Source organism: Angustibacter luteus, assembly GCF_039541115.1.
Lineage (GTDB): Bacteria > Actinomycetota > Actinomycetes > Actinomycetales > Angustibacteraceae > Angustibacter > Angustibacter luteus.
Map to the genome: position 1 here is coordinate 580,392 of NZ_BAABFP010000008.1, position 24,232 is coordinate 604,623.

The 24,232-nt window shown below is 72.2% G+C and carries 21 protein-coding genes and 1 pseudogene; 7 read left to right on the top strand and 15 right to left on the bottom strand.

What is annotated here, in order from left to right; all coding sequences use genetic code 11:
* Window positions 1–51: 51 nt before the first annotated feature.
* The 3 genes from ABEB17_RS19740 to ABEB17_RS19750 form a co-directional block, all read right to left on the bottom strand.
* Entirely contained in the window at window positions 52–861 is an 810-nt protein-coding gene (locus tag ABEB17_RS19740; RefSeq protein ID WP_345718457.1) for a phosphatase PAP2 family protein, read from the bottom strand.
* Window positions 858–1,472 carry an acyl-CoA-like ligand-binding transcription factor gene (locus tag ABEB17_RS19745; RefSeq protein ID WP_345718458.1) on the bottom strand — a complete coding sequence of 205 codons (615 nt, stop codon included), beginning with the start codon at window positions 1,470–1,472 and terminating at the stop codon, window positions 858–860. Before ABEB17_RS19745 ends, ABEB17_RS19740 begins: the two co-directional genes overlap by 4 nt.
* Window positions 1,473–1,538: 66 nt before the next feature.
* Window positions 1,539–1,877 carry a putative quinol monooxygenase gene (locus tag ABEB17_RS19750; protein ID WP_345718459.1) on the bottom strand — a complete coding sequence of 113 codons (339 nt, stop codon included), beginning with the start codon at window positions 1,875–1,877 and terminating at the stop codon, window positions 1,539–1,541.
* Here ABEB17_RS19750 and ABEB17_RS19755 point away from each other — a divergent pair.
* Window positions 1,855–2,169 (top strand): Ldh family oxidoreductase, encoded by a 315-nt coding sequence (locus ABEB17_RS19755; protein WP_345718460.1) that lies wholly within the window; start codon window positions 1,855–1,857, stop codon window positions 2,167–2,169. The two genes, ABEB17_RS19750 and ABEB17_RS19755, sit on opposite strands and share 23 nt — an antisense overlap.
* On the opposite strand, the gene ABEB17_RS19760 is transcribed toward ABEB17_RS19755, so the two are convergent.
* The gene (locus tag ABEB17_RS19760; RefSeq protein ID WP_345718461.1) at window positions 2,128–2,874 is read right to left on the bottom strand and encodes a GntR family transcriptional regulator; all 747 of its coding nucleotides are present in this window, start codon (window positions 2,872–2,874) and stop codon (window positions 2,128–2,130) included. The two genes, ABEB17_RS19755 and ABEB17_RS19760, sit on opposite strands and share 42 nt — an antisense overlap.
* Before the next feature lie 266 nt (window positions 2,875–3,140).
* On the opposite strand from ABEB17_RS19760, the pseudogene ABEB17_RS19765 reads away from it, so the two are divergent.
* Window positions 3,141–3,329: pseudogene (locus ABEB17_RS19765) on the top strand (alpha/beta hydrolase); the annotation flags it as partial.
* Between the two features lie 24 nt (window positions 3,330–3,353).
* Here the strand turns inward: ABEB17_RS19765 and ABEB17_RS19770 are convergent.
* From ABEB17_RS19770 to ABEB17_RS19805, 8 genes are all read right to left on the bottom strand, one after another.
* Window positions 3,354–6,209, bottom strand: a complete 2,856-nt coding sequence (locus ABEB17_RS19770) for a S8 family serine peptidase (protein WP_345718462.1) — start codon at window positions 6,207–6,209, stop codon at window positions 3,354–3,356.
* Window positions 6,210–6,336: 127 nt separating this feature from the next.
* The gene (locus tag ABEB17_RS19775) at window positions 6,337–7,254 is read right to left on the bottom strand and encodes a sulfotransferase family 2 domain-containing protein (protein ID WP_345718463.1); all 918 of its coding nucleotides are present in this window, start codon (window positions 7,252–7,254) and stop codon (window positions 6,337–6,339) included.
* Window positions 7,251–9,227: a DUF6541 family protein gene (locus tag ABEB17_RS19780; RefSeq protein ID WP_345718464.1), complete on the bottom strand. Its 1,977-nt coding sequence runs from the start codon at window positions 9,225–9,227 to the stop codon at window positions 7,251–7,253. Before ABEB17_RS19780 ends, ABEB17_RS19775 begins: the two co-directional genes overlap by 4 nt.
* Entirely contained in the window at window positions 9,224–9,952 is a 729-nt protein-coding gene (locus ABEB17_RS19785; protein ID WP_345718465.1) for an ABC transporter ATP-binding protein, read from the bottom strand. Before ABEB17_RS19785 ends, ABEB17_RS19780 begins: the two co-directional genes overlap by 4 nt.
* Entirely contained in the window at window positions 9,949–10,815 is an 867-nt protein-coding gene (locus ABEB17_RS19790) for an ABC transporter permease (protein WP_345718466.1), read from the bottom strand. The genes ABEB17_RS19785 and ABEB17_RS19790 overlap by 4 nt, the downstream gene beginning before the upstream one ends.
* A complete protein-coding gene (locus ABEB17_RS19795; RefSeq protein WP_345718467.1) occupies window positions 10,812–12,794 on the bottom strand; it encodes a glycosyltransferase in 1,983 nt (660 codons plus the stop codon). The genes ABEB17_RS19790 and ABEB17_RS19795 overlap by 4 nt, the downstream gene beginning before the upstream one ends.
* Window positions 12,791–13,978 (bottom strand): UDP-galactopyranose mutase, encoded by a 1,188-nt coding sequence (glf, locus tag ABEB17_RS19800; RefSeq protein ID WP_345718468.1) that lies wholly within the window; start codon window positions 13,976–13,978, stop codon window positions 12,791–12,793. The genes ABEB17_RS19795 and glf overlap by 4 nt, the downstream gene beginning before the upstream one ends.
* Window positions 13,975–14,871, bottom strand: a complete 897-nt coding sequence (locus tag ABEB17_RS19805) for a glycosyltransferase (RefSeq protein ID WP_345718469.1) — start codon at window positions 14,869–14,871, stop codon at window positions 13,975–13,977. Before ABEB17_RS19805 ends, glf begins: the two co-directional genes overlap by 4 nt.
* 167 nt (window positions 14,872–15,038) lie before the next feature.
* Between ABEB17_RS19805 and glfT1 the strand changes: the two genes are divergently transcribed.
* Together glfT1 and ABEB17_RS19815 are read left to right on the top strand one after the other, a co-directional pair.
* Window positions 15,039–16,028: a galactofuranosyltransferase GlfT1 gene (gene glfT1 / locus ABEB17_RS19810; RefSeq protein ID WP_345718470.1), complete on the top strand. Its 990-nt coding sequence runs from the start codon at window positions 15,039–15,041 to the stop codon at window positions 16,026–16,028.
* A gap of 70 nt (window positions 16,029–16,098) precedes the next feature.
* Window positions 16,099–16,398: a hypothetical protein gene (locus ABEB17_RS19815; RefSeq protein WP_345718471.1), complete on the top strand. Its 300-nt coding sequence runs from the start codon at window positions 16,099–16,101 to the stop codon at window positions 16,396–16,398.
* 63 nt (window positions 16,399–16,461) lie between these two features.
* Here ABEB17_RS19815 and ABEB17_RS19820 read toward each other — a convergent pair whose 3' ends face one another.
* Entirely contained in the window at window positions 16,462–17,103 is a 642-nt protein-coding gene (locus ABEB17_RS19820) for a TetR/AcrR family transcriptional regulator (RefSeq protein WP_345718472.1), read from the bottom strand.
* Between the two features lie 229 nt (window positions 17,104–17,332).
* On the opposite strand from ABEB17_RS19820, the gene ABEB17_RS19825 reads away from it, so the two are divergent.
* From ABEB17_RS19825 to ABEB17_RS19835, 3 genes are all read left to right on the top strand, one after another.
* Window positions 17,333–21,094: a S8 family peptidase gene (locus tag ABEB17_RS19825; RefSeq protein WP_345718473.1), complete on the top strand. Its 3,762-nt coding sequence runs from the start codon at window positions 17,333–17,335 to the stop codon at window positions 21,092–21,094.
* Window positions 21,095–21,183: 89 nt separating this feature from the next.
* Complete coding sequence (locus tag ABEB17_RS19830) at window positions 21,184–21,663, top strand: hypothetical protein (protein WP_345718474.1); 480 nt, start codon at window positions 21,184–21,186, stop codon at window positions 21,661–21,663.
* 731 nt (window positions 21,664–22,394) lie between these two features.
* Complete coding sequence (locus ABEB17_RS19835) at window positions 22,395–23,006, top strand: hypothetical protein (protein ID WP_345718475.1); 612 nt, start codon at window positions 22,395–22,397, stop codon at window positions 23,004–23,006.
* Here ABEB17_RS19835 and ABEB17_RS19840 read toward each other — a convergent pair.
* Window positions 23,003–23,416 (bottom strand): very short patch repair endonuclease, encoded by a 414-nt coding sequence (locus tag ABEB17_RS19840; protein ID WP_345718476.1) that lies wholly within the window; start codon window positions 23,414–23,416, stop codon window positions 23,003–23,005. The genes ABEB17_RS19835 and ABEB17_RS19840 overlap by 4 nt on opposite strands.
* A gap of 16 nt (window positions 23,417–23,432) precedes the next feature.
* The gene (locus ABEB17_RS19845; protein ID WP_345718477.1) at window positions 23,433–24,212 is read right to left on the bottom strand and encodes an HNH endonuclease; all 780 of its coding nucleotides are present in this window, start codon (window positions 24,210–24,212) and stop codon (window positions 23,433–23,435) included.
* Window positions 24,213–24,232 lie beyond the last annotated feature (20 nt).

Genomic DNA, 24,232 nt, shown 5'->3' on the forward strand with positions numbered 1-24,232 from the left:
TCAGTGGTCGACCTCAGCGGAACGTGACGTGCTTAGGCCGAACGGGTCACGTCAGGTCACCCCATCGGGCGACGCAGGGTCACCGAGCAGCGGGCTGGACGCGCTGCGCCGCAGGTGCGCGAGGACGTCGACGTCGGCGAGCCGGAGCGCCACGACCGCCAACGAGCCGGCGACGGCGCAGTCCAGGACGTAGTGGTTGGCGGTGACGACCACGACCAGGAACGTGACCACCGGGTGCACCCAGATCACGAGCCGCCACTTCGAGCGCAGACTGCGGGTGATCGCCACCGCGACCAGCAGGGACCAGCCGAAGTGCAGGGAAGGCATCGCGGCGAACTGGTTGGCAATGCCCGTGCCCACCGGTCCGTAGACCGACATGCCGAGCGCGGTGGCCGTGTCGGTCATGCCGTCCCACCGGACGAGGCGGGGCGGGGCGAGCGGGAACAGGGAGTGCACGACGAGGGCCGCCGAGGTCAGCCAGAGCAGGGAGCGCCGGAACCGTGAGTACTGCGCCGGGCGGCAGATGAACAGCCAACCCAAAGTGGCGATGGTGAGCGGGAAGTGCACGCTGGCGTAGTAGGCGTTCGCGGCCTCGATCAGGTGCGGCACGCGCATGGCCCACTCCTGCATGACGGCCTCGTCGGGCAGTCCGAGGGAGCGCTCCCAGTCCCACAGCCGGCGCGCGTTCTCGAGCGCGAGCTCCTCACGACCCCCTGCCAGGTAGCGGCCCAGGGTGTAGACGATCCAGCCGGTGGAGATGATCGCCGCCTCGCGGCCGAGTCGCAGGGTGGCGCGTCGGATGCGTTGCGCCCGCGCGATGGCGGTGACGAGTGCGGTGTCGTCCACGGTGACCTGGGTCATGCGTCGCGCGGGTCGGGCAGGCCGCCGCCGAGCTCGGTCATGGCGGCGTCGATCGCATCCGCGAGGGACTTCGCGGTGCCGCGGGGTTCCTGCTCCCACATCACGTAGCAGGTGCGCAACGCGGCCATCGAGCACGCCGCCACGAGGCGGGGGTAGCAGTCGCGGTCGGGGTCGGTCCCGCTGTGCGCCGCGACCACCTCGGCCATCAGCCGCTCGGTGGTGGCGAAGCTGGACATCAGGTACGGCAGCAGGGACGGCGTCTCGCGGAGCAGCCGCAGCAGCTCGAGCTGCTCGCGGATCGCCTCGCGGGACGAGGCTCGCACCCGTCCGACGATCGCCGCGCGGAGCGCCTCGACCGGCGACTCGTCCAGCGGCCGGGCCGCCAGGGCGGCGGCGAACTCGGCGTGCGCCCCGTCGCGGTGGGCGACGACGGCCTCTTCCTTGCTGGTGAAGTAGTTGAAGAAGGTGCGGGGTGAGACGTCCGCCGCGGCGGCCACCTCGTCGATGGTGAAACCGTTCAGGCCGCGCTCGACCGCGAGGGCGAAGGCGGCCTCGGCCAGCTCGTCCCTCGTGCGCTGCTTCTTGCGCTCGCGCAGTCCCCCGACGTTCACGTCACCATGCTAGGCAGATTTTTGCAGAATCTGCAATTCTGCAGATTCCGCCACGACGCGAACGGGTCACACGTCGGGAGGTGTGGGGCTGGGGTGGGCGTCGGCGAGTGAGGTGACGACCTCGCCGGTGAGCCGCTGGCGGTCCCCCACCAGCAGGGTCGGGGCGACCTCGGACCAGGTGGCGAAGTGCGGCCGGAGCTGGTGGTCGACGAAGGCCGCCTCGTCCGCGTAGCGCTCATACAGCAGGAACCGCCCGTCGTCGCCCGCGAGCTCGACGATGTCGAACCCGAGGCAGCCAGACTCGTCCCGGACCGCGGCGCTCGCGTTGGCCCGCTCGTCAAGCAGGCGTGACAGGCCCGATACATCGCCGCCAGGGTCGCCGGTGACCGGCGCGCTGTCCGGCAACCACCCGTCCACGTCGCCGGACTACGAGGCGGGCAACGGCGTCGTCCTCGTCGTGATCGACCCGCAGGCGTTCGTCGGGCTCGACGCGTTCCTGACCGACACCGGCCAGTGCGCTCGGGCGCTGCGGCAGAGCGCCCCCGTCGATCCGGCGCGACCCGTGCTGCTGCCGGGCGACGTGGAGAATGCGATCCGGGCCGCCCGCGGCGAGCTGCTGCCCCTCCCCGACCAGGTGCGCGACCAGCTGGCCGAGCTAGCTGAGCACCTTGGCGCGCGGACGCTTGCGCGCGGCTGAGGACGGGACGTCGACCGGCACGTCGCCCTCGGCGTAGAGCTCCGCGACGATGCGCTCGTACCCGGCCTGCACGTGGGCCCGGATGAACTTCACGCTGGCCCCCTTCGAGTGCTTCTGGATGAGCTCGAGCAGGTGACGGTGGTCCGGCTCCCAGCTCTCGTGGTAGTCGGGGCGCAACGCCATCCGGGTGGTGAGGAAGCAGTGGATCTGCGAACGCAGCCCCTCCCACGCCCGGTAGAGCGGCTTGTTGTGGGCGGCGAGGTAGATGGCGTCGTGGAACCGGATGTCCCACTCGGCTGCCGCCGCCGGGGTGCGCATGGCCTTGGTAGCCCGGCTGAACTCCTTCAGCACGGCCTCCATGCGGGCGAAGTCCTCGTCGGTGGCGTTCCGGCAGGCGTACTCCACCGCCAGCTGCTCGAGGGCGCGGCGCAGGCTGTAGATGTGCTCGTGGTCCTCCTGGGACAGGGTGACCACCCGCGCACCGCGATGCCGCTCCAGGACGACGAGGCCCTCCTGCTCCAGGCGCACCAGCGCCTCACGCACCGGACCGCGGCTGACGCTCATGTTCAGCGCGAGCTCGTCCTCTCGCAGCCGCTCACCGGCGGGGAGCTCGCCCGAGACGATGGCCCGACGAAGGTCATCCGTCACCTCGTCGGCCAGCACGCGTCGGCGAGCCGGGCCGAGGGCGGGAAGCGTCTGCGCCATGGCCATCTCCTGTAGATTCCAGACTGTCAACTTGCTGCAAAGATACTGACTGGACGCCTGCGGCGCGCACTCGCCACACGTCCCCGGCGCAGCGTGCCTCCCGCGTTCACACCTCGGAGAGCCGACCCAACGGGATCCCCTTCACCATGCGCGCCAACAGCTCTGGGCCGTCCGGCCCGAGGGGTCGACCAAGATTCGAAACAGCGGCGTGCTCACCCGGCACGGCTGGATCGCGTTCACCCGGATGCCCGAGGACGCCCACTCCCCTGTCCAGCCTGCCGCCCGCCTACGTGGAGGTCGGCTCGGTCGAGACGTTCCGGGACGAGAACATCGCCTACGCGCAACGCCTCTGGCAGGCGGGAGGTGCCGCCGAGCTGCACGTGCTGTCCGGCGGGTTCCACGGGTTCTGCGTCCTCGCCGCCCTCCCCCCGCTCCCCCCACCTCCGGACTCGTGACGGGGGTGGGGGGGGCGGATCGCGTCAGGGCGTCTGCACGTACCCCTTCAGGTGCAGGGACACGGCGCGGATCGAGCCGGTGTCGGCCGCCGCGGCGTCGACCACCGACAGCGTCCACGTGCCGTCCGCCACCGCACCGACCAGCGACGACAGCGGCTCGGCCGGCTGGTACGACCCGGTGTAGGGCGGGTTGAACGGCGCCTGCTGGATGTTGGTCGTCGCCGTGTCGGTGAAGACGGTCTGGCAGAAGTTCGCCCCGCTGCCGCCCGCCCGGTCGAAGAGCACGACCTGCTGACCGTCGGGTGCGGTCAGCGTCCCGACCAGGTCACGGTCGTAGGTGTGGTCGAGCCCCACCGTCTCGGACCCCTCGTCGTCCGAGCACTCCGTCCCGTCGATCGAGAACGTGAGGTCGCTGATCCGGCCGGTCGCCGCGGGCACCTGGAGCGGCACGCTGGCACCGACGTTGCTGGCGTCCGGGATCGGGACGGGCGGGCCCGCGTAGGAGATGTCGAGGACGTCGTCCGAGGGCTGCCCGGTCGGCAGGGACTGCTGCGAGACCTGCGGAGACAGCACTCCGACGAAGCTCACCCGGGCGCGCACGGCGATCGGCACGCCGGGCTCGTAGCCGGGCGCGAGCCGCACCGTGAACGGCGCCGGCGTCTTCGTCGCGCCGGCTGCGATCGCGCCCGCCGACCGCACCGACGGCGTGATGGTCACACCCGGCGTCGAGGTGGACAGCTGGACGCTGACGCTGGTGGCCCGACCGTCACCCTCGTTGGTCAGCGGCACCGCCAGGGCACCGGTCTCGCCTGGCTCGAGGTAGGCGTCGCCGTCACCGGCTGGCGTGACCACAGGCTGGCCGGCCCGCACCAGGGGCTGGGCGGTCGCCCCGGTCCGGTTCAGCAGCCGGTTGGCCATCACGATCCCGTACCCGGTGTCGCGGTCCCAGCCGGGCTGCTCGATGTTGAGCGCCGTCCCGGTGATGGCGGCGCGCACCTCGTCCGGCCCGATGCCCGGGTTCCCACTGAGCACCAGGGCCGCGATGGCGGCCGCGTGCGGCGCCGAGGCCGACGTCCCGAAGAAGGGCGAGAAGTCCTCCACGGAGGTCTGCACGCCATCCGCCGCGGCGACGTCCGGCTTGCGGCGCAGCTCACCCCCGGTGGCGGTGAAGTTCCCCGGCGTGATGGCCGTGCCGTCCGGGTGGAAGAAGATCCGCCGGGGCCCGTCCGAGGTGAACGTCTCGGACTGCTGGGCTGAGGTGTACCGCCCCGGGAACGGACCGGCGGGGTTCGGGACACCGGGCGCGATCTCGCGGGGGAAGGGGTCGTGCGCCGGGACGGCGGCGACGCTGTACGCGGCCGGCACCGCCGAGTGCCCGCGGGTGACCCCCGGCGAGCTGTAGGCGGTCAGCCCGCTGCCGTCCTCGAAGCGTCCCTGGAACGGCGTCACCTGGAAGTAGCGGTCGTCGCCCTTGAACTTCACGACGGCCAGTCCGGCGGTTCCGCTCGGGAGGTAGAAGCCCTCGAAGGCCTGGTCGTCGCCGTTCTGAACGTCGTTGGAGAAGGCGAGCACGTTGCCCTCGTCGTCCACGGCGTACAGGTCGTAGTCGTTGCCGGAGTGGTCGAGCGGGTCGGCCCACTGCAGCAGCGTGGGCACCCCCGTCGAGTCCGGGCTGACCGGGTCGAGCACCTGGACGCCAGCCGCGGTCGGGTCGAAGTCGTGCGCGATCCCGGCGAACTTGCCCACGGTCTGGCCGGACGAGACGTAGTCACCCTCGTAGTTGCCGGCCGTGTGGTCGTCGACGTTCTGCTCGTTGCCGGCGGAGCTGAAGTAGAGCGCGCCGTCGGCGGTGACGTCGAGGACGGCTTGGGCGATCGGGCCGTCCTGGAACGGGGACTCGGCGTAGTAGAGGACGTCGTCCACGATGACGTCGGCACCGGCCGCCCGCAGGGCCCGGATGTTCGCGGCGAACCCCTCGGCGGAGTCGACGGCCGTCGCGAACGCGAGGTCGGCGGTGGGCGCGAGGTCGTGCACGATCTCGAGCATCGCGGTGCCCTCGTCACCCTCGCCGGCCTGGCCGGGCAGCACCTGGGTGTCGGCGGGCAGGTCACCGGACGCGATCGACGCGTCGAGCGAGTCCACGCCGTCCGACAGCACCCCGATCGTGACGCCCGCGCCCGCGACGTGACGGGAGGCGCGCACCGCGTCGACCGCGTGGGTCACGTCCCCTTCGGTGGTGGTCGAACCGGCAGCCAGCGCACTCATGCCGGTCTTGCTGGCCTTCGCGGTGCGCAGTGCGTCGGCCACGCGGGCGCGGCGCTGCTGGTCACGGACGTCCTTGGAGGCGGGAGCCGAGGGACGGTTCATCGACGCCGTCGTCCAGCCCATCGCCACCCTCACGTGGGAGACGCCCGGCAGCGCCGCCACCTGGGTGGCCGACGCGACCGGGATGTCAGCCTGCACCGTGCCCGCCTTCGGCCGGACGTCGTGCACCACCCCGCCCAGCGACGAGATGCCTTGCAGCAGAGCACTCTTCACGGTGCCCTCGACGGTGACGGCGGTGCGGCCCGTCTTGTCGACCCGCAGGCCCGGGTCGACCTTGGCCACGCCCGGCGCCACCGCCTTGCCGCGCCGGACCTGGGCCGCGGCGAGCAGTCGGCTGTCCACCTTCTGCTCCGTCGTCGTGCGGGCCAGCTTCTGCTTCGCCAGCGCGTCGATCTGCGCGACGGCGCGAGCGGGCAGGGTGGCCCCCGCCAGGCTCGTCGGCGTCGGCGGAGCGGCGCTGCCGCTGGACGGCGCGAACGCGGCGGCCGGGACGGCCAGCGCCGTGCCTGCCACGGCGGCGAGCAAGGTGGAGCGCACACGGGACGGACGCAGCATTGGGGCCCCCTTCTGCTGGGCCCCGCGCACGGTCCTGCCTTCGAGCCGGCCGCACCCCGGAGCCGCTGAAGTCGCGACCGTACCGCTTGATCATGAAATGCCACAACAGTCCCGGACGTCCGGATCGTCAGGAGACCAACGACCGGGCCCGGCCGAGCAGGCCCCTCGCCGCCGTCGCCACCCGGGGCCGGCCGGCTCGGTGCAGGACCTCCGCGCGCACCTGGTGCTCGATCTCCCGGTTGATCGCTGGAAGGCTTGCCGCGCAGAGACTTCCCCCGGTGGGCAGGTCGTCCACGTCGTAACCGAGGAACGCGCAGTCCGCCGCCGCGAGGTCCCGCATCCGGCTCAGCGTGCGCGGACGCAGCATGGCCGGGTCCACGCTCGCCACGGACTCGTTGTCGCGGCCGACCGGGTGCAGCCCCACCCCCAGCTCGGCCAGCCGCGCGGACAGCCAGCCCACCGTGTCCGGCAGCCGCTCCGCGCGCCCTACGTGGTCGAAGCGCCGCAGGTCACCGCGCAGCAGGTCGCGCTGGGCGGTCAGGTGCCCGTCACGTCGCTCGATGCCGGGGTTCTCGTAGAGGTGGTCCACCAGCCGGTCCAGGTCCGCGAGCACCTGATCCAGCTCCGTGAACTGCACCAGGGCGTCGTCCGGCAGTCCGATCCGGGTCCGGTAGTACGGCGCCCGCACCAGGTACTTGCTGGACCACGTGCTCAGCAGCCGGGCCACCGGGTGCCGGACGACCGTGAAGACCGTGCCCAGCCCCTCGCGCATCAACCGGTCGTAGGCCGGGTCGGCGAGCCCGTCGACGGTCGGCCGGCCCCCGGCCGCCCCGTCCCAGATCGTCTGGCTGACGAGCGACTCCTCCCCGGTCGAGTACAGGAAGCGCCCCGGAAAGGGGATACCGGCGCTGCGGGTCAGCGCGATGTTCAGCGACGTGCCAGCCGCCTTCGGCACCGAGATGAACAGCAGCCGCCACTGCGGGTGCAGGAACGCCAGACCGTTGTAGTCGCGCACCCAGGTGCTGAACTCCGCTGACTCGCTCACAGCTGTGCTCCTCTCGGGTCGATCGCGCCGCACGCGGTCACTTCGTAGAGCGTCAGGCGTCCCCCGCGGTCCACCGCCCGTAGGCCGGCGCGGCCGGCGAGGTCGACCATCCCGGCGTACTTGGCCTGACGTCGGTCACGGGTCCAGAAGGAGCTCTCACCGCCGACCACCCACCGCACCCCCAAGCGGTCCAGCGCGGGGCAGACCCGGGGATCCTGGGCGACCTGGTCGAGGTGACCGGCGACCAGCTCGCGATCGGTGTCCCAGCCGCTCACCAGGTGCGGGAACAGGCTGCGTCGATCAGCCAGGGCATAGGACAGGGCGGTCCCGTTCCACGGACTTCCAGCCACCACGGCCCCCGGCGGCACCTCGTTCGCGAGGCGTTGCAGGAGAGCGCGTTCGCCGGGCCCGAGGTAGGCCGTTCCGGAGTAGCTCAGCCGGATCCTGGTGGTGTGGTCCCGCCAGGACAGGCCGCCGGAGCCCACCACCACGATGGTCAGCACCACCGCCACGGGCAGGACCGCCGCCGCCGGGCGCGCCACGCCGGTCACCTGCGGGAGGCGACGGGTCAGCGCGTCCGCCGCGGACAGCACCCCCGCGGCGGCGAGCGCGACCCCGGTCACCGGAGCGAGCGCGGCGAGCCGGAAGGAGTCGTTGTACCAGAGCCCGGTCAACGCCTGGGACAGTCGGCTGTCACTGCCGGCCGCGAGCACGAACAGCAGCGCACCCGCGACGTGTGACACGACGATCCACCGCGTGCGCGGCTCCCGCCACGCGACGACGGCCCCCACCACGACCGTCGCACTCAGCACCCAGGCGGCCGGCCCGCCGAGCTGGGCGTTGAGCAGCACCTCACCAGCCGCCTGCGCCACCGACTCGCGGGCTCGCCAGTCGTGCTGGCTCACGGCGCGCACCAGTGGCGAGCTGGCGACGATCGTCGCGGCCAGGGCGGCGGCGGCCAGGACCCCCAGCAGGACGACCGCCGTCCGGCGCGGCCGGCGCACCCAGGCGGTCCGCACGCCGGGGGCAGCGGCGAGGGCCACCATCGGCAGCGCGAGGACACCGAACGCGAACAACCCACCCGGGTGGACGAGCGCCAGTCCGGGCAGCGCACCCAGGAGCACCAGTCCCTCGCGCCAGCCTCGCCCCTCGACGGAGCGCACCAGCAGCGCCAGCAGGCCGGGGAGAAGGCTGACGGCCATCGCGTTCGGCCACAGCACACCGAACGACAGCAGCAGGTAGGGCGCTGCGGTGAAGCCGGCGCTCAGCACCCCCGCGACGGCCGCCGCCAGCCGCCACCGCCGGCCGAGGGTGACGTGAGCCAGGGCGGCGCACCCGAGCGGCCAGGCCAACGCCGCGACGGTCATCGCCGTGAGGTTGGCCGCGCCGACGACGTCCACGACGGTCGACGTTCCGGGGCGCTTCGCGACGAGGGCGACGAGGTCGTGCCAGGCGCCCGGGTAGAAGCCCGGTTGACCGCTCCCTCGACCCGCCGCTGCCAGGTGCAGGCTGGAGCCGTCCTGGTGGTCGAGCACCCAGCGCACGGCGTTCAGGTGGAACACGGCGTCGTACGTCTGGGACAGCGCCCCGGGGCGGCCGATCCCGCGCCCGAGTGTCGCCAGCACCAGCACGGCTCCGGCGGCGACACCGAGTGCGGTGCCGAGGGTCGGCGGCGGGTCGAGCGGCTCGCGCGTGGACGCCGGCAGGCGGCGGACGAGCAGCGCGAGGGCAACGGCCACGCCGATCGAGACGGCGACCGTCGGCCACCCCCAGGCCAGGCCGACGCCGCCCGCCAGGACGGCCGCCACCGACAGCACGGACGCGGACACGGCGGGGGCCGCACCGGCCGCGAGGACGCCGCGCAGTCCGGCGGCCCGGACCACCAGCACCCCGGGGACGAGCAGCAGCGCGGCGGCGGCGAGCAGGGTAGGCACGGCGTCCCACCAGCTGCCCAGCACACCACCGCCGCTCACGCCCGGGCCCGCAACGAGCTCACCGCGTGCGCGACCGAGCCCTGCGCCACGACGCGGCCGTGGTCCAGCACGACGCCTCGATCGCACACCTGGTCCAGCAACGACAGGTCGTGGCTCACCACCACCAGGGTGCGGCCCTCCTGACGCATCCGGGCGACTCGGTCCAGGCACTTGCGGCGGAAGGGCTCGTCCCCCACGGCCAGGATCTCGTCCACCAGGAAGAGGTCGGGGTCCGTGTGCACCGCCACGGCGAAGGCCAGTCTCAGGAACATCCCGGACGAGTAGAAGCGGACCTGCGTGTCGAGGAACTCCTCGAGCTCGCTGAAGTCGACGATGGCGTCGAACCGTTGCCGCACCTGGGACGGCGACATGCCCAGGATCGCGCCGTTCAGGGCGATGTTCTCGCGGCCGGTGAGGTCGCGGTGCAGGCCCGCGCCGACCTCGATCAGGCCCGCGACGCGCCCGCGCACCAGCACCCGTCCCGCATCCGGGACCAGCACGCCCGCGACCAGCTTGAGCAGCGTGGACTTGCCGGAACCGTTGTGTCCCACCAGAGCCAGCGACTCGCCCTCGCGGACGTGCAGGTCGACGTGGTCGACGGCGCGGAAGCGGTGGTTCAGCTTGCGCCGCTGCGCCGACCAGACGGCGGACTCCTTCAACGAGCGGGTGTGCCGGCGGGTGAAGGACTTCTGCACCCCCTCCAGCACGACGCGCGGTTGGCTCACAGCTGCTCCCCGAACCGCGGCGACAGGCGGGCGAAGGTCCACTGCCCCACACACAGCACGGCGACGACGACGACCGTGGCGGCAGCCAGGTGGGCGGCGTCCGGACCGGTGCCACGTACCCCCGCGGCGCCCTCCCAGAAGGCCCGGTGCATCAGCTGCACGGCAACGGTGAGCGGGTTCGACAGGTAGGCGCTCAGCAGCGGGCCCTCGCCGAGCAGGCGGACCACCCGTTCCGTCGCGTAGAGCACGGGGGAGGTCCAGACCACCACGCTGAGTACCAGGTCGACGAGGTTCTCCACGTCACGGAAGAACACGTTCAGTGCGGAGAGAACCAGCCCCAGCCCGAGTCCGAAACCCGCCACCAGGAGTACTGCGCCCACGGCGCTGAGCACCCCGGCGGCGTCCGGTCGCCAGCCCGCGACGAGCGCACCGGCGGTCAGCACCAGCAGCTGCGGCAGCAGGTGGACCCCGGCGACGCACAGGCTCGACACCGGGAAGAGCTCCCGTGGCAGGTACACCTTGCGCACCAGGTCGGCGTTGGCCACGACCGAGCGCGTCGCGTTGCCCACCACCTCGCTGAACGCGTTCACCGCTACCAGGCCGGCGAACAGGTACACCGCGTAGTGGGGCACGCGAGATCCCTGCCCGAGCACCACCCCGAGCCCGAAGTAGTAGACGGCCAGCTGGACCGCCGGCTTGACGTAGCTCCACGCCAACCCGAGGACGGACCCGCGGTACCGGACGCGAAGCTCCTTGCGCACCAGCAGCACCGCGAGATCGCGCCGCCGGACGACGTCGAGCAGGCCCGCGCCGCGGCCGGGCGGCCGCAGGACGTCGAAGTCCGGTCGGGACAGCACGCTCACGTCGGCACCACCCGCGCCACGGCCGCGTCCGGAGCGGGCACGTCCAGCGTCTCCCGCCAGGCCTGCGGCGAGACCAGCGACGGCAGGGCCGCCCGGTAGGCCACCGCTTGCTGCGGCCACTCGCGGTGCAACCTGGCGTGCACGGCGGCGCTGCGGCGCAGCAGGTCCGCGGCGACCGCGCGGTCCCGGCGGTGCCACGACGCGCCCGTGCCGTCCGTGGTCGACACGAGGACGGAGTCGAGCCGCCCGATGCTCCACCAGCCCGCGTCCGGTGCCGCCAGCCAGCGTTGGGGCGGTTGATCCTGCGATCCGTTGGCGGGCAACGCCTGCCGGGCCACGGCCACGGCAGCCGATGCCAGGGCCGCCACCCGGTTCCCCGGACGGCGGTCGACGTCCTCACGCCGTCGCGGGCGCACCTCGCGGACGGCCGGCAGGTCCTCCACGTCCGCCACCACCCGGGCGTCGGTGAACCCTCGTCGCGTCCCGGTCAGCTCAGCCAGGCGCGAGCCCAGCTGCCCGTGGAGGTGGTGCGGCCCCGCCAGCACGTCCTCCAGCGCCTGGATCCGCAGCTCGGCGGCCGAGTACTGCTGGGCCACGACGTGCTTGACCTGGACGGCCATGCTGTCGGCGAGCAACCGGCCGCCGTGCGGGAACGGTGAGTGCAGCAGCGCGGCCACCACCCGGTTTCTGGCGTGGTAGTACGCCTGCCAGTCGACCGAGTCGTCCTTGTCGGTCCACGGCACGTGCCACACGGCCGCCCCCGGCAACGACACCGTCGGCACTCCGTGGGCGCGGGCCCGCAACCCGTACTCGGCGTCGTCCCACTTGATGAAGAACGGCAGGGACAGCCCCACCTCACGCAGCACCTCGACCGGCAGCAGGCACATCCACCAGCCCGTGTACCCGGCATCGACCCGGCGGTGCAGCCAGGGCGTGCCGCGCAGGTTGCGGGTCGACAGGTCGTGGTCGTGCTGGGTCGGGCCGGCCGGCTGCCAGGTGAACGGACGGCGGGCGACGGTCTCGGAGAACGCGTGCAGCACCGACCTGGCGTACATGCTGAACATGTGGCCGCCCACCACGAGCGGCCGGCGCGCCAGGTCGGCGAAGGCCAGGGCGCGGGCGATGCCCTCGGGCTCGATCACCACGTCGTCGTCCAGGAGCAGCACGTGCCCGCTGCGGCCGCCGTCCAGCGCCTCGAGCATCCCGCGGCTGAACCCGCCGGACCCGCCGAGGTTCCGCTGCGGCACCACCCGCAACCGGCTGGCCAGGGCCGTCTGGACGGCGGCGAAGTCCCCGTGGTCCGACAGTCGCTTCGTGCCCTGGTCGACGACCAGCACCTGGTCGACCAGGTCGGTGAGCTCACCGTCCGGGCCGGTGGCGACGGCCAGCTGCCGCAACAGGTCGAGGCAGAAGGCGGGGCGGTTGAACGTCGTGATCGTGATGGTGACCGTCGCGGGGGGCGTGCCGTCCGGCGCGACCTGCGTCCAGTCCGCCTGCTCCAGCCGCAGCCCCTCAAGGCCCGCGACCAGGTCGAACCAGTACCACCCGCCGTCCACGAACGTGTCCAGCGGGAGGTCGACCACGGTCTCCACCGCTCCGCTGACCTCGCGGGCATCGACCCGCAGTGCGGCGCCGCGCGCGGTCGAGCGGTAGACCAGCAGCGTCCCGGTCCCCTCGGTGCGCACCCGCAGCCGGACGCTCGTCAGCCGCGACCAGCGTTGCCAGTACGAGGCCGGGAAGGCGTTGTGGTAAGTGGCGAACGACGTCCGGGTACCGGCCGGGACGACGTAGCGGCGGCGGTCCAGCACCTGGTCCGGGTGCTGGGTCCGGGCGGGCGGAACGAGCAGCGCCGTGTCGTCGTCCGAGGTTGGTGTCAGCACCGGGGGCGCCTCGCCGTCGACGTACAACGGCAGCACGTCCACGTCACGGTCGTGCGGCAGCACGACCCGGGCCAGCACCCGCTCGGGCACCCCCGTCATGGCGTCGCCACGAGGTCGAGCCCGCTCGCGCGCCCGCGCAGCAACCTCGGCAGCTGGTTGTCCACCAGGGTGAGCGCCGACCCGATCGCCATGTGCATGTCCAGGTAGCGGTAGGTGCCCAGGCGTCCCCCGAACAGCACCCCGGACTCGGCGGCCACCCGTTCGCGGTAGCGCAGCAGGGCCGCGCGGTCGTGCGGAGTGCCGATCGGGTAGAACGGCTCGTCCGCGACCTGCGCGGCCCGGGAGTACTCCCGGACGACGACGGTGCGGTCGTCCGGGTAGTGCGCCCGCTCCGGGTGGAAGTGCCGGAACTCCAGCACCCGGGTGTACGGCACGTCGTCGTCCGCGTAGTTCATGACCGCGGTGCCCTGGTGGTCCCCGACCGGGAGCACCTCGCGCTCGAAGTCCAGGGTGCGCCAGGACAACCGGCCCTCCGCGTAGTCGAACCAGCGGTCCACCGGCGCGGTCGTGACCACGGGCACTCGCCCCACCAGGTGGTCCCGGCCGATGCTTGCCCGCGGGTCCAGGACGTCGACACCCAGCCGCACCTCGATCCGCGGGTGGTCCGCCATCCGCTGCAGCCACGCGGCGTAGCCGTCGACCGGCAGGCCCTCGTAGGTGTCGGAGAAGTACCGGGTGTCGTAGCCGTACCGGACCGGCAGGCGCGAGATGACCTCAGGCGGGAGGTCCCGCGGGTCGGTCTGCCACTGCTTGGCGGTGTATCCCCGGACGAACGCCTCGTACAGCGGGCGCCCGATCAACGCCACCGCCCGCTCCTCCAGGTTGGTCGCCGCGTCCGCCGACAGCTCCCCCGCCTGCCCGGCCACCAGCGCCCGGGCGGCGGCTGGACCCAGGTTCGTCCGGAAGAACTGGTTGATGGTGGCGAGGTTGATCGGCATCGGGAACACCTCGCCGCGGTGCGTCGTCCAGACCCGGTGCTGGTAGTCCGTGAAGGCGGTGAACCGGTTGACGTAGCCCCAGACCCGCTCGTTGGAGGTGTGGAACAGGTGCGCGCCGTAGCGGTGCACCTCGATGCCGGTCTGCGGGTCGTCCTCGCTCCAGGCGTTGCCGCCGATGTGGTCACGGCGCTCGAGGACCAGGACGTCCAGTCCGGCACTGGCGCACCGCTCGGCGACGGTCAAGCCGAACAGCCCGGCGCCGACCACCACCACGTCCGCCCTCACGCGACGGTCCCGGACCGGCGGGGCAGCGGGGGCGGAGAACCCGCGGGTGGCGAGACCGGCTCTGCCACAGTGCAGGTCGTGGTGAAGGCACGCCGGTAGGCCCGGCGGCGCAGGGCGACCGGCACGAGCCGGTAGCCGCCGCGCACGGCGACGTTGCGCAGCTGCTCGCGACCGCCGATGAAGCCCTCGGACCGCAGCCGGCGCTGCAGGGCGACCTCGGAGCGCAGCAGCCGCAGGCCGCCGCGGCGCTCGTAGGAGCCGGCGCCGATCCGGTACAGCACCAGCGCCTGGGCCAGGTTCGCCGTTCGCGCACCACTGCCGATCATCCGCGCGAACAGCCAGTAGTCCTCGAGCAGCGGCAGCTCGCGGTAGCCACCGGCGTGCAGGACGGCGGAACGCCGGTAGACGACGGACGGGTGGTTGAACGGACTGCGCCAGCGGGCTTCTCGGGCGATCTCCTCAGCCGTGGTGGGCGGCACCCGGACCACCCCGGCCCGGCTCTCGTCGTCCCCGATCTCCTCGATCGCGCTGCCGACCAGGTCGAAGCCCGCCTCGAGCAGCGGGAGCTGGCGGGCGAAGCGCTCGGGCAGGCTGATGTCGTCGGCGTCCATCCGGGCGATGACGTCGTGCGAGCAGGCAGACAGCCCGCACTGCAACGCCTGCGCCAGGCCGACCGACCGCGACAGCCGCAGCCGGCGCACCGGCACCGGGCTGGTGGACTCGAGGGACTCCAACGCGGAGGCGAGCTCGCGCCCGATCGCGCCGTCCTGCACGACCACGACCTCGGCCGGCCGGCGGAGCTGCTCGTGCACCGTGCTGGTGAACGCCCGGCGGAGCATCTGCGGGCGGTCCTGCCGGTACACGGGCATGAGCAACGTAAAGGCTTCTGCCATGGCTGTGACGCTACGAGCGCCCGACATCCCGCAGGTGAACGCGACGCGTCGAGGGCCTGTCCCGCAACCGGACGCTCAGCGGCGGCGGCGCGCTGCTCATCCGACGGCCGTCGTCCGTTCACGTGCGGGTCCGAGAGACGCCACCGTCGCGACCTAGCGTCTGCGACGTGCGGACTCATCGAGTACCGATCGACCTGACCGTCGCCGACCGGACGGTGGCCTGCGTGGTGGTCACCATGAACCGGCCTGACCTGCTGTCCCGCTGCCTGCACGCGGTCGCCTCCCAGATCCGCCGCCCGGACCTGCTCGTCGTGGTCGACAACGGCGACGACCCGGTGGCCGAGGCGATGCTCGCGGCCAGCCCGTTGCGCACCGTGTACCTGCCGTCCCGGCGCAACCTCGGCGGCGCCGGCGGCTACGCCCACGGGGTCCTGACCGCGGTGGCGCTCGGCGCGGACTGGGTCTGGCTCGCCGACGACGACGGCTACCCGGCCGACGAGTGGACGTTGTCGCGGCTGCTGGTCTGCGCCGCCGAGAACGAGCTGGACGTCGTCTCGCCGCTGGTGCTGGACGAGGACGACCCGACCCGGCTGGCCTTCCCCCTGCGCCGCGGGCTGACCTGGCTGACCCGGCGCGAGCAGGTCACCGCGCGGACCCTGGTGCGCGGGACCGCCAACCTGTTCAACGGCACGCTGATGTCGGCGCACGCGGTGCACGCCGTGGGGGTGCCGGACCCGCGGCTGTTCGTGCGCGGCGACGAGGTCGAGATGCACCGGCGCGTTCGCCGTTCGGGGATCGGCTTCGGCACGTGCGTGGCCGCGGCGTACCTGCACCCGCAAGGGCGCGACGACTGGCAGCCGATCCTGGCCGGTCACCTGCAGGTGCTCGTCCCCCGGGACCCCTCGCGGCGCGAGACGACCTTCCGCAACCTCGGCTTCCTGACCGCCCAGCGGGGCCTGCGCTGGCGGCGGCTGCCGGACTCCGCGCGCTACGCGTGGTGGTACCTCGTGCACGAACGGGACGTCGGGGGTTGGCGTGAGTGGTCCAGGTTGTCCGCGCAGGGTCGCAGCGAGCGGTTCCCCGCGGTACCGCACGACCCACGCACCGACGCGGTCGCCGAACCGGTCGCGGAGCACGTGCCGGAGCCCGTCCCGTAGCACGATGCGGCCGATCGTCCCCGCATGGGCGACAATCGTCGGACCAGCCGACGAAGGACGACCAGCCCTGATGAGTGACCGACAGATCCTCGAGCACGAACCTGCCGTGGTGCGCACCCGGCAGCTGCGCGACCTCGTCATCGTGTACGTGCTGGTCACTGCCCTCGTGTTCGTGCTCGCGTTCGGTCTCGCCGTGCTGCGCTGGGTCTTCGACTGGGGTCAGCCGCGGCAGGACTGGTCCGTGGGCGGCTGCCTCGCCTTCGCGGGCGAGGTCGCGCTCGTCGTCCCGCCGGTGCTGCTCGTCCTGGCGCTCGCCGGCGCTGCGCTGGTGCGGCTGCGCCGGAAGGTGCGCGGGCGCTCGTCCGACTGACGCCCCTCGCTCCACGGCGAGGATTCCGCGCCCCGCGCCACAAACTCGGTCGCCCGACCGGTTTCAGGCGCCGTTCCGCCCAGCAGTCCGGGCCGAGCGTCTGGCCGGCCGGACCCCGGCCATCGCGAGGACCATCTCGATCGTCGCCTGCAGGTCCTCCTGCGAGCGCCGCTCGTCCGGGTCGGCGACGTACTGCAGGACGATGCCGATCACCGCAGCGACGATGACCCGGGCCAGGGTGTCGAACGGCACGGCGCAGGTCTCGGCGGCGTTGCTCGCGGCCTCCTGGCACCACGCGGCGACGATCCGGCAGTAGCGGTCCATCTGCCAGCGGGCCAGGCTCTCCATCCCCGGGGTCCGCAGGGCGTGGATGAGCAGCTCGTGCTGCATGAGCTGCTCCTGCGGCTTCCCGACGACCATGCGCTGCCAGTAGTCGTCCAGGCCTTGTCGAAGGGCGTGCTCGAGGCCGCCGTCCACGTCGGCGGTCGCCTGCAGGACCTCGCTGATCTCGGCCATCACGTCCTCGATGACGGCCTGCATCAGCAGGTCCTTGGTGGCGAACGCGTAGTGCAGGGTGCCGAGCGGCACGTCGGCCTCGGCGGCGACGCCGCGCAGCGTCGTCCCACTGACGCCCTCGCGCGCCATGACCTCCCGCGCGGCGTGCACGAACTGCCTGCGGCGCTCGGACGCCTTGACGTACACCACCCGTCGTTCCCCTTTCGCGATGCCTTCGTGACCGAGTCTTGCACGGCCGGGGTCTTGCCATTCGGGTGAACCCCACGTACTTTCGCTCAAGTCGGTCGTCCGACCGACTCTGCGCCCCCGTGGGGACGCGACAACGGTGTCGCGTCGACCCGAGAGGACCCCGTCCATGCCGTCGTCCGAACTCCCCCGTGCCACCACCCGTGGTCGTCGGGGCCCCGCCCGCAGGACCGTGCGAACCACGGTCGGCCTGGCCACCCTCGCGCTCAGCATCGGCCTCGTCACGGCGCCGACCCTGACCGCCTCCGCCACCTCCCCCACCGCGCCGGTGACGAAGCCGCACCGCGTGGGGCCACCCACGGTCAAGACGGTCACCCTGGTCACCGGCGACGTCGTCCAGGTCACCAGCGGTGCCGACAAGCGGCACACAGTCACCCTGCTGCCCCGCCCGGACGGCACTGTCCCGCAGGCGGCCATCAACGACGTCCACGGGCACCTGTACGTCGTCCCCGTCGAGGCGTTCGGACTGCTCGCCGCCAAGCGGCTGGACCGCGACCTGTTCGACGTGACCGCCCTGCTGGCGGACGACTACGACGACGCCTCCCGCCCCTCGCTTCCGGTGCTCGTCGACTACGGCCGCGGCTCCACCGCGGCGACGCAGGCCAAGGCGGCCAGGCTCGACTCTGCCCGGCGCACCCTGACGATCCCGGCGCTCGGCGTCGCGGCGTTCGCCGCGGACAAGAAGCACGCCCGGGCCTTCTGGGACGACCTCACCACCGGCGCGGACCGGGCCGGCCACCCCACCGGGCTGGCGGACGGCGCGGCCCGGGTCGACCTGGACGGCCAGGTCACGGCCTCGCTCGAGCACTCCGTGCCGCAGATCCACGCCCCGCAGGCCTGGGCCGCGGGCTTCACCGGCACCGGCGCCACCGTGGCCGTGCTGGACACCGGCTACGACAGCACCCACCCCGACCTGGCCGGGCGGGTCAGCAAGACCGCGAACTTCACCACCGACGCCACGGTCACCGACGGCAACGGGCACGGGACGCACGTGCTGTCCACCGTCGGCGGGACCGGCGCCGCGTCGGGTGGCCTGCGCAAGGGTGTCGCCCCCGGCGCCGACCTGATGGTCGGCAAGGTGCTCGGCGACAACGGCTCGGGCGAGGACTCCTGGGTGCTCGCCGGCATGGCCTGGGCTGTCGCCCAGGGCGCGGACGTCGTCAGCATGAGCCTCGGCAACGGCACGCCCGACGACGGGACCAATCCCCTCGCGCTCGCCGTCGACGAGCTGTCCGCGTCGTCCGACACGTTGTTCGTCATCGCTGCCGGGAACGAGGGCGGCAACGGCGCCTCGACCGTGTCGGCCCCCGGTTCCGCGGACGCCGCGCTGACCGTCGGCGCGGTCGACGTCCACGACGCGATGGCCGGCTTCTCCAGCCGTGGCCCGCGGGTGCGCGACGGAGCGCTCAAGCCCGACGTGGTCGGCCCCGGGGTGGACATCACCGCGGCACGGGCCGCCGGCACCGAGCTGGGCCCGGTGGTCGACGAGTACTACACGACGATCAGCGGCACCTCCATGGCCACGCCCCACGTGGCCGGGCTCGCGGCGATCCTCAAGCAGGAGCACCCGGGCTGGGACGGCGAGCGCCTGAAGTCGGCGATCGCGAACAGCACGGTGCAGGTCGCCGACGCGACCGGCTTCGACGCCGGCACGGGGCGGATCGACGCCCTGCAGGCGATCCACCAGGACGTGCTCGCCCCGGCCTCGCTGTCGCTGGGCAACTACTCCTGGCCCTACTCCGACCTGTCGCCGACCAGCACGACCCTGACGTACACGAACACCGGCGCGGCGCCGGTGACGCTGTCGCTCGCGCTGACCGGCGAGGACGGCGCGGCGGAGCCCACGGGCTCCATGAAGCTCGCGGCGTCCACACTCACCGTCCCGGCCAGCGGGACGGCGTCCACCGCCGTCGTCCTCGACCCGACCGTCGCCAAGGCGGGCGCCTACTCGGCCGTCGTCACCGCGACGGTGGCCAGCGGCGGCGGCACCGTGCGAACCGCGCTGGCCTACCAGCTCGAGCCCGAGCGGTACGACGTGAAGGTCACCATCAAGCCCCGCGCCGGCTCGCAGAACGTCACGCACCAGCTCGGTCTGAGCGGGTACGGCGAGCCGTGGGTCTACGAGCAGCGGACCTTCGACGCCTCGACGGGCGCGCAGAGCGCCACGTTCCGGCTGCCGCCCGGCACGTACGGCACCGGCGCCATCTCGTTCGGCCTGGCCAAGGACGGCGCGCACGAGGGCGTGGTGTCCTACAACCCGTCGTTCACGGTGTCCAAGAACACCGAGATCGTGCTCGACGAGAACGCGGCCCGGCGCTTCGACTACCGGGTCGACAAGCCCGTCGTGGACGGCGGCGCCATCCTCGACGTGTCCTGGAACGGTGACGCCGGGTACACCGGCTTCACGTTCTTCGGCTCCGTCGACCGGCTGTACGCCCAGCCGTCGAAGGGGCTGGCCGGTGGCACCGCGGCGGTTGCCGCGAACTGGCTGCTGAGCGAGCCCGAGGGCCTGATCGTGCCGCGCCGCGGCAAGGCCGTGCCGCTGCGGCCGGTGACGGCGGCCGGCGCCGTGGCGTACGAGACGCCCGTGCCCCGGCTGAACGGCGACCTGCGGGTCGTCGACGCCGGGCCGGCGGCCGCGCCCCGGCTGCGCAAGGTCAAGGGCGCCGTCGCGCTCGTGGCGGGGACCTGCACGGACCTCGGCGCGACCGCCGCGGCGTTGAAGAAGGCCGGTGCGGCCGCGATGGTCGCCTACGCCGGCCGGGGTCAGTCCTGCGCCGGGACCATGGAGGGCACGCCCGTGCTGCCGTCCTTCCAGGCCCGACCGATGGACGTCCCTGGCTTGCTCACGCACTCGGCTGGGCGCGCGCACGTCGTCACCCACGCCAACACCGGGTACATGTACGACCTCGTGCACTACTGGGCGGACGGCGTCCCGAACGGCGGGACCGTGGACGGCACCGGCCGCGCGGTCACGGCGCTCGTCGAGACGTACAACGGTCTCGGCAGCACCAGCAACGACGGCCTGCGGGTGGTCGAGGAGCTCATCGGCTGGGTCCCCGAGCGCGACGGTACGGCGAACATCGGCCTGGAGCGCACCGTGCGCTTCCCCTCAACCGTCACGCACTACGTGTCCACCGGCGCCGAGTGGGAGCGCACCGTCTCCGTGGTGGACGCCACGTACGGCGGCGAGTACGGCCGGCTGTGGGCGCCGCGGCAGACCTTCGCGGGCGGCGCCACGCACCGCGAGACGTGGTTCGGCGGGCCGATCGGCTCGCGCGTCTCGCCGCAGTTCCAGCTCACCAACGGCGCGCCGCCGCCGGTGCGCGAGAACGACGAGATGTTCCTGTCGATGGGCGCGTACACCGACGCCTACGGGCACATGGCGAACTCCGACCTGTTCAACGACCAGGAGTTCAACGGGAAGATCTACGCGGACGACGAGCTGGTGCTGGACATGTTCGCCTCGGTGTTCATGAACACCACCGTGCCAGCGGGCAAGCACCGGTACCGGGTGATCACGGACACCCAGCGGGACAACCTGTTCTGGCGGCTGTCGACGCGGGTGCGGACCGAGTGGGGCTTCGACTCGGACACCCCGGCCGACTTCCGGACCATCCTGCCGATGCTCGGCGTCGACTACCGGATGGCGCTCTCGGCGACGGGCAGCGCGCCCGCCGGGCGGTACCGGTTCGGCGTCGACTTCGTGATGCCGAACGGCGTCGCCACGGTGCCCGTCGTCAAGCGCAGCGTGGACGTCTCCTGGAACGGCGGCACGACCTGGAAGCCGGCGTCGCTGGCATGTGGGACGACGTCCTGCCAGGTCCGGGTCACCAACAAGTCCGGCGCCAAGGCGAGCCTGCGGGTCAGGGCCACGGACTCCGCCGGCCGCACCGTCTCGCAGGAGATCACCGACGCGTACTCGGTGCGCTAGCCCGCCGCCCCTGGCCCCGACGTCCCCCACGTCGGGGCCAGGGGGTGGCTAGGGTCGACCCGACGGGCAGCCACCTGAGGGGAGCGGACGTGACGACGAGAGCTGACTTCACCGACGAGGAGTGGGTCCGGATCCGGCGCGCGCCCTTCGTGGCCGGCATGGCGATCTCGCTGGCCGACCCGGGTGGTCCGATCGAGATGAGCAAGGAGACGATCGCGACCATCCGGTCCGCGACGAACCCGCCGAGCCGCGAGCAGCTGCTCGCGGAGGTGGCGCTGGACATCCAGGCGATGAGCCAGCAGAAGCAGAACCCGCTGAAGGACTTCAAGCTCAGCAAGGACTCCAGCCCGGGGCAGCAGGTGCTCGACGAGCTGGGCGCGGCCGCCGGGCTCGTCTCGGCCAAGGCCACCGCGGACGAGAGCGCCGGCTACAACCAGTGGCTGCTCGCGACCGCCCAGGCCGCTGCGGACGCCGCGAAGGACGGCGGATTCATGGGTTTCGGGGCGAAGCAGGTCAGTGACGGCGAGCAGGCCATGCTCGACCAGGTGAAGGCGACGCTCGGGATCTGACGCCGGAGGCCGTCCTGGGCTCGAATGCTCGGACGTGGGGCCAGGGACCCCCGCCGGACGACGGGACCCTGGCCTTCGCGCTGTCGGGGCTCAGTCGATCTGGAGGTCGATCTCCGTCACGTGTGGGCCGAGGATGGCGCGCCGTCGGCGCCGTACGCAGAAGGCCCCTTCCCTGCGTCGGGGCAGGTCGGGGGCCGTCTGAGACGGAGCCGCCTATCGGAATCGAACCGATGACCTACGCATTACGAGTTCGATCTGACCAGATCCAAACCCTGGCTGGTGGTTCTGGAACCGGTCCTCCCCAGCACAGATCCAGAGCATCTTGCTCACGCCTCGTCCTGCATGGTTGTGCCTGTCCTGCCCACCACCTGCCCACCACCTGCCCCCTGGACAGCCGAGCGGGATGCCACCCATCCCCATGACCTGGGGTTGCTAAAACGGCCGCCCACCCCCACCACCTACTGTGCCTACAGAAGTATTCTCCCGGTATCGCCGGGCGGCCGTCACGGGCAGATCTGGCAACCCCCACTTGCCGGGGATGCCGGCGTCCCGGGCTGACGCGCCGGGCCTTGCAGTTGTGGAATGGGCGGTCGTCTCTCCTGCTCGCCGACCACGCCTCAGGGCTCACGGTTCGACGGACCTCGAATCGGTCGACGCCGGTTGACTGAATTGAGCCACGACACAGCCGCTCATGGCACTAACCTCGCCAGAGCCAGGAGCGAGGAGGCACGATGGCGACAGGCTGGCGCAAGAAGTGCGACTCGTATCAGGTGTTCGAGAAGAACATGAGGCGATCGCGTGCGTTCCTCAGGTTGTTTGAGGGGGCGGAGAAGCGATCGCCGGGCGCGCCGAAGGCGGACGAGCGCGAGCTGCTCCGCGGGGCGGTCGTGTTCTCTGTTGGCGCACTGGACAACTTCATGCACGAGCTCATCCTGGAGCTCGTGTCGAAGTTCGGCGGTGACAAGGCCCAGATGCGTGAGCCTCTCCGGTCAATCGCCAGGGATGACCCTGGCCTCAGCCTTCGGGTGGCTCTGGCGAGGGACGAGACGTCCCGCGAGCAGGAGTTCCGGTCCGCGCTGGAGGGTTGGCTCGAGTCCAAGTCGTTCCACGGCGTGGAGAAGGTCAAGTCTGCGGCGTCCATGGCCGGGCTCCGGTTTCCCACCGGGCTCCCCGCCGGGTGGGAGGGAACACTTACGGCCTTCACCGAGGACCGGCACCAAATCGTTCACCGCGGCCAGGCGCCCGCGTACACCCGTGCCAAGGCCACCGAGTGCGTGGACCTCATCGCATTGATCGGCCAACGCATCAATGCCGAGGCGATCAAGGTCTACAACGCGGCCTAAGCCGCCCGGACTGCGGCCTCGACGCGGTCGGCGATGTCCTCCACGGGCTCGTGTTCCCAGACCCGGATGACCGTCCAACCCTCCAGGAGGAGGAGGCCGTCAACGAGCGCGTCCCGCTCCCGGTTTCGGGCGATCTTCGGCGCCCAGTAGCCGGTGTTGGTCCGGGGTTCCTTGTAATGCTCTGGGCAGCCGTGCCAGTAGCAGCCGTCGACGAAGACGGCCACCCGTGCTCGCGTGAACACCACGTCGGCTGTGTAGCGGGCCGACGCCAGCGGTCGGTGGCACACGCGGAACCGCAGGCCGCGACGGTAGAGCTCGGACCGGAGGCGAAGTTCCGGCTTCGTGTCCCGCCGGGTGTTCGCCTGCATGTTTCTCCGCCGGCCCGGGTTGAGCGCCCACGATGCCGTCACAGGGTCGAGGCTACGACTATTCGTCGCCGATGATGTCGTCGATCGCCTCGAGCATCCGCTCCTTCTCCGACGGGCGGAGCTTGAGCACACGGTCGTAGGCCAGGTCCAACTTCGAGCGCGACCTACGACCCGCAGCCATCCAGTTCCGCACGTCCCTCAGCTCGGCCCTCTTGAGGGCGCGCACGGCGGGCAGGACCTCGTCGAAGTCCTCGGGGTCCGGGAGGACGTCGCGCGCGGCCTCGTTGTGGTGGGCGCACTCGGTCTGGAGGTCGTCCGGGCTGGCGCCGCCGCGTCTCGCCCCGGGGACTCGGTGCCCGATCGTCATCCGTGCGAAGGAACCAGGTTCACCGGGGTACTCTTCGCCGGCCCCAACGCCGCAGACGACGCACCGTCGGCCGTCGCGCTCGATCACGACCTTCTCGGTGAGCTTGGACACCTTGTCCCGGGGATTGCGCTCTCCCAGCCAGACGCGCGTGCCGACGGCCTCCAGGCGGTAGGTGTTCGGCGGAAGACTGTGGTCGTCCTTGTAGGACCTAATGATCCAGTCGTCGGGCCGGAGGGCGCGCAGCCTGCGGTTGAGCTGCTCGGCGTCGTCCGCTACGCCATCAGTGCCCAGCCCCTCGCGCAGTTCCCGCATCGTGAACCGGTCCCCGACCTCTGCCTCGAAGTAGAGGTAGGCCGCCAACCGCTTCTCGCCACCGTAAGGCTGCCATTTGGTGCCGGGGGTTAGCTTGAGGTGCCACCACAGCGTGCCGTCGGGGGACTCTGGGCCGTCGGTCTTGTATTGCTGCTTCACGTGACCAAATGATTGCAGAG

Coding starts and splice junctions, on each gene's coding strand:
- ABEB17_RS19835 (WP_345718475.1), top strand. CDS start 22,395: ATGGCGACAGGCTGGCGCAAGAAGTGCGACTCGTATCAGGTGTTCGAG.
- ABEB17_RS19740 (WP_345718457.1), bottom strand. CDS start 861: ATGACCCAGGTCACCGTGGACGACACCGCACTCGTCACCGCCATCGCG.
- ABEB17_RS19805 (WP_345718469.1), bottom strand. CDS start 14,871: ATGGCAGAAGCCTTTACGTTGCTCATGCCCGTGTACCGGCAGGACCGC.
- ABEB17_RS19815 (WP_345718471.1), top strand. CDS start 16,099: ATGAGTGACCGACAGATCCTCGAGCACGAACCTGCCGTGGTGCGCACC.
- ABEB17_RS19770 (WP_345718462.1), bottom strand. CDS start 6,209: ATGCTGCGTCCGTCCCGTGTGCGCTCCACCTTGCTCGCCGCCGTGGCA.
- ABEB17_RS19760 (WP_345718461.1), bottom strand. CDS start 2,874: ATGGCGCAGACGCTTCCCGCCCTCGGCCCGGCTCGCCGACGCGTGCTG.
- ABEB17_RS19795 (WP_345718467.1), bottom strand. CDS start 12,794: ATGACGGGGGTGCCCGAGCGGGTGCTGGCCCGGGTCGTGCTGCCGCAC.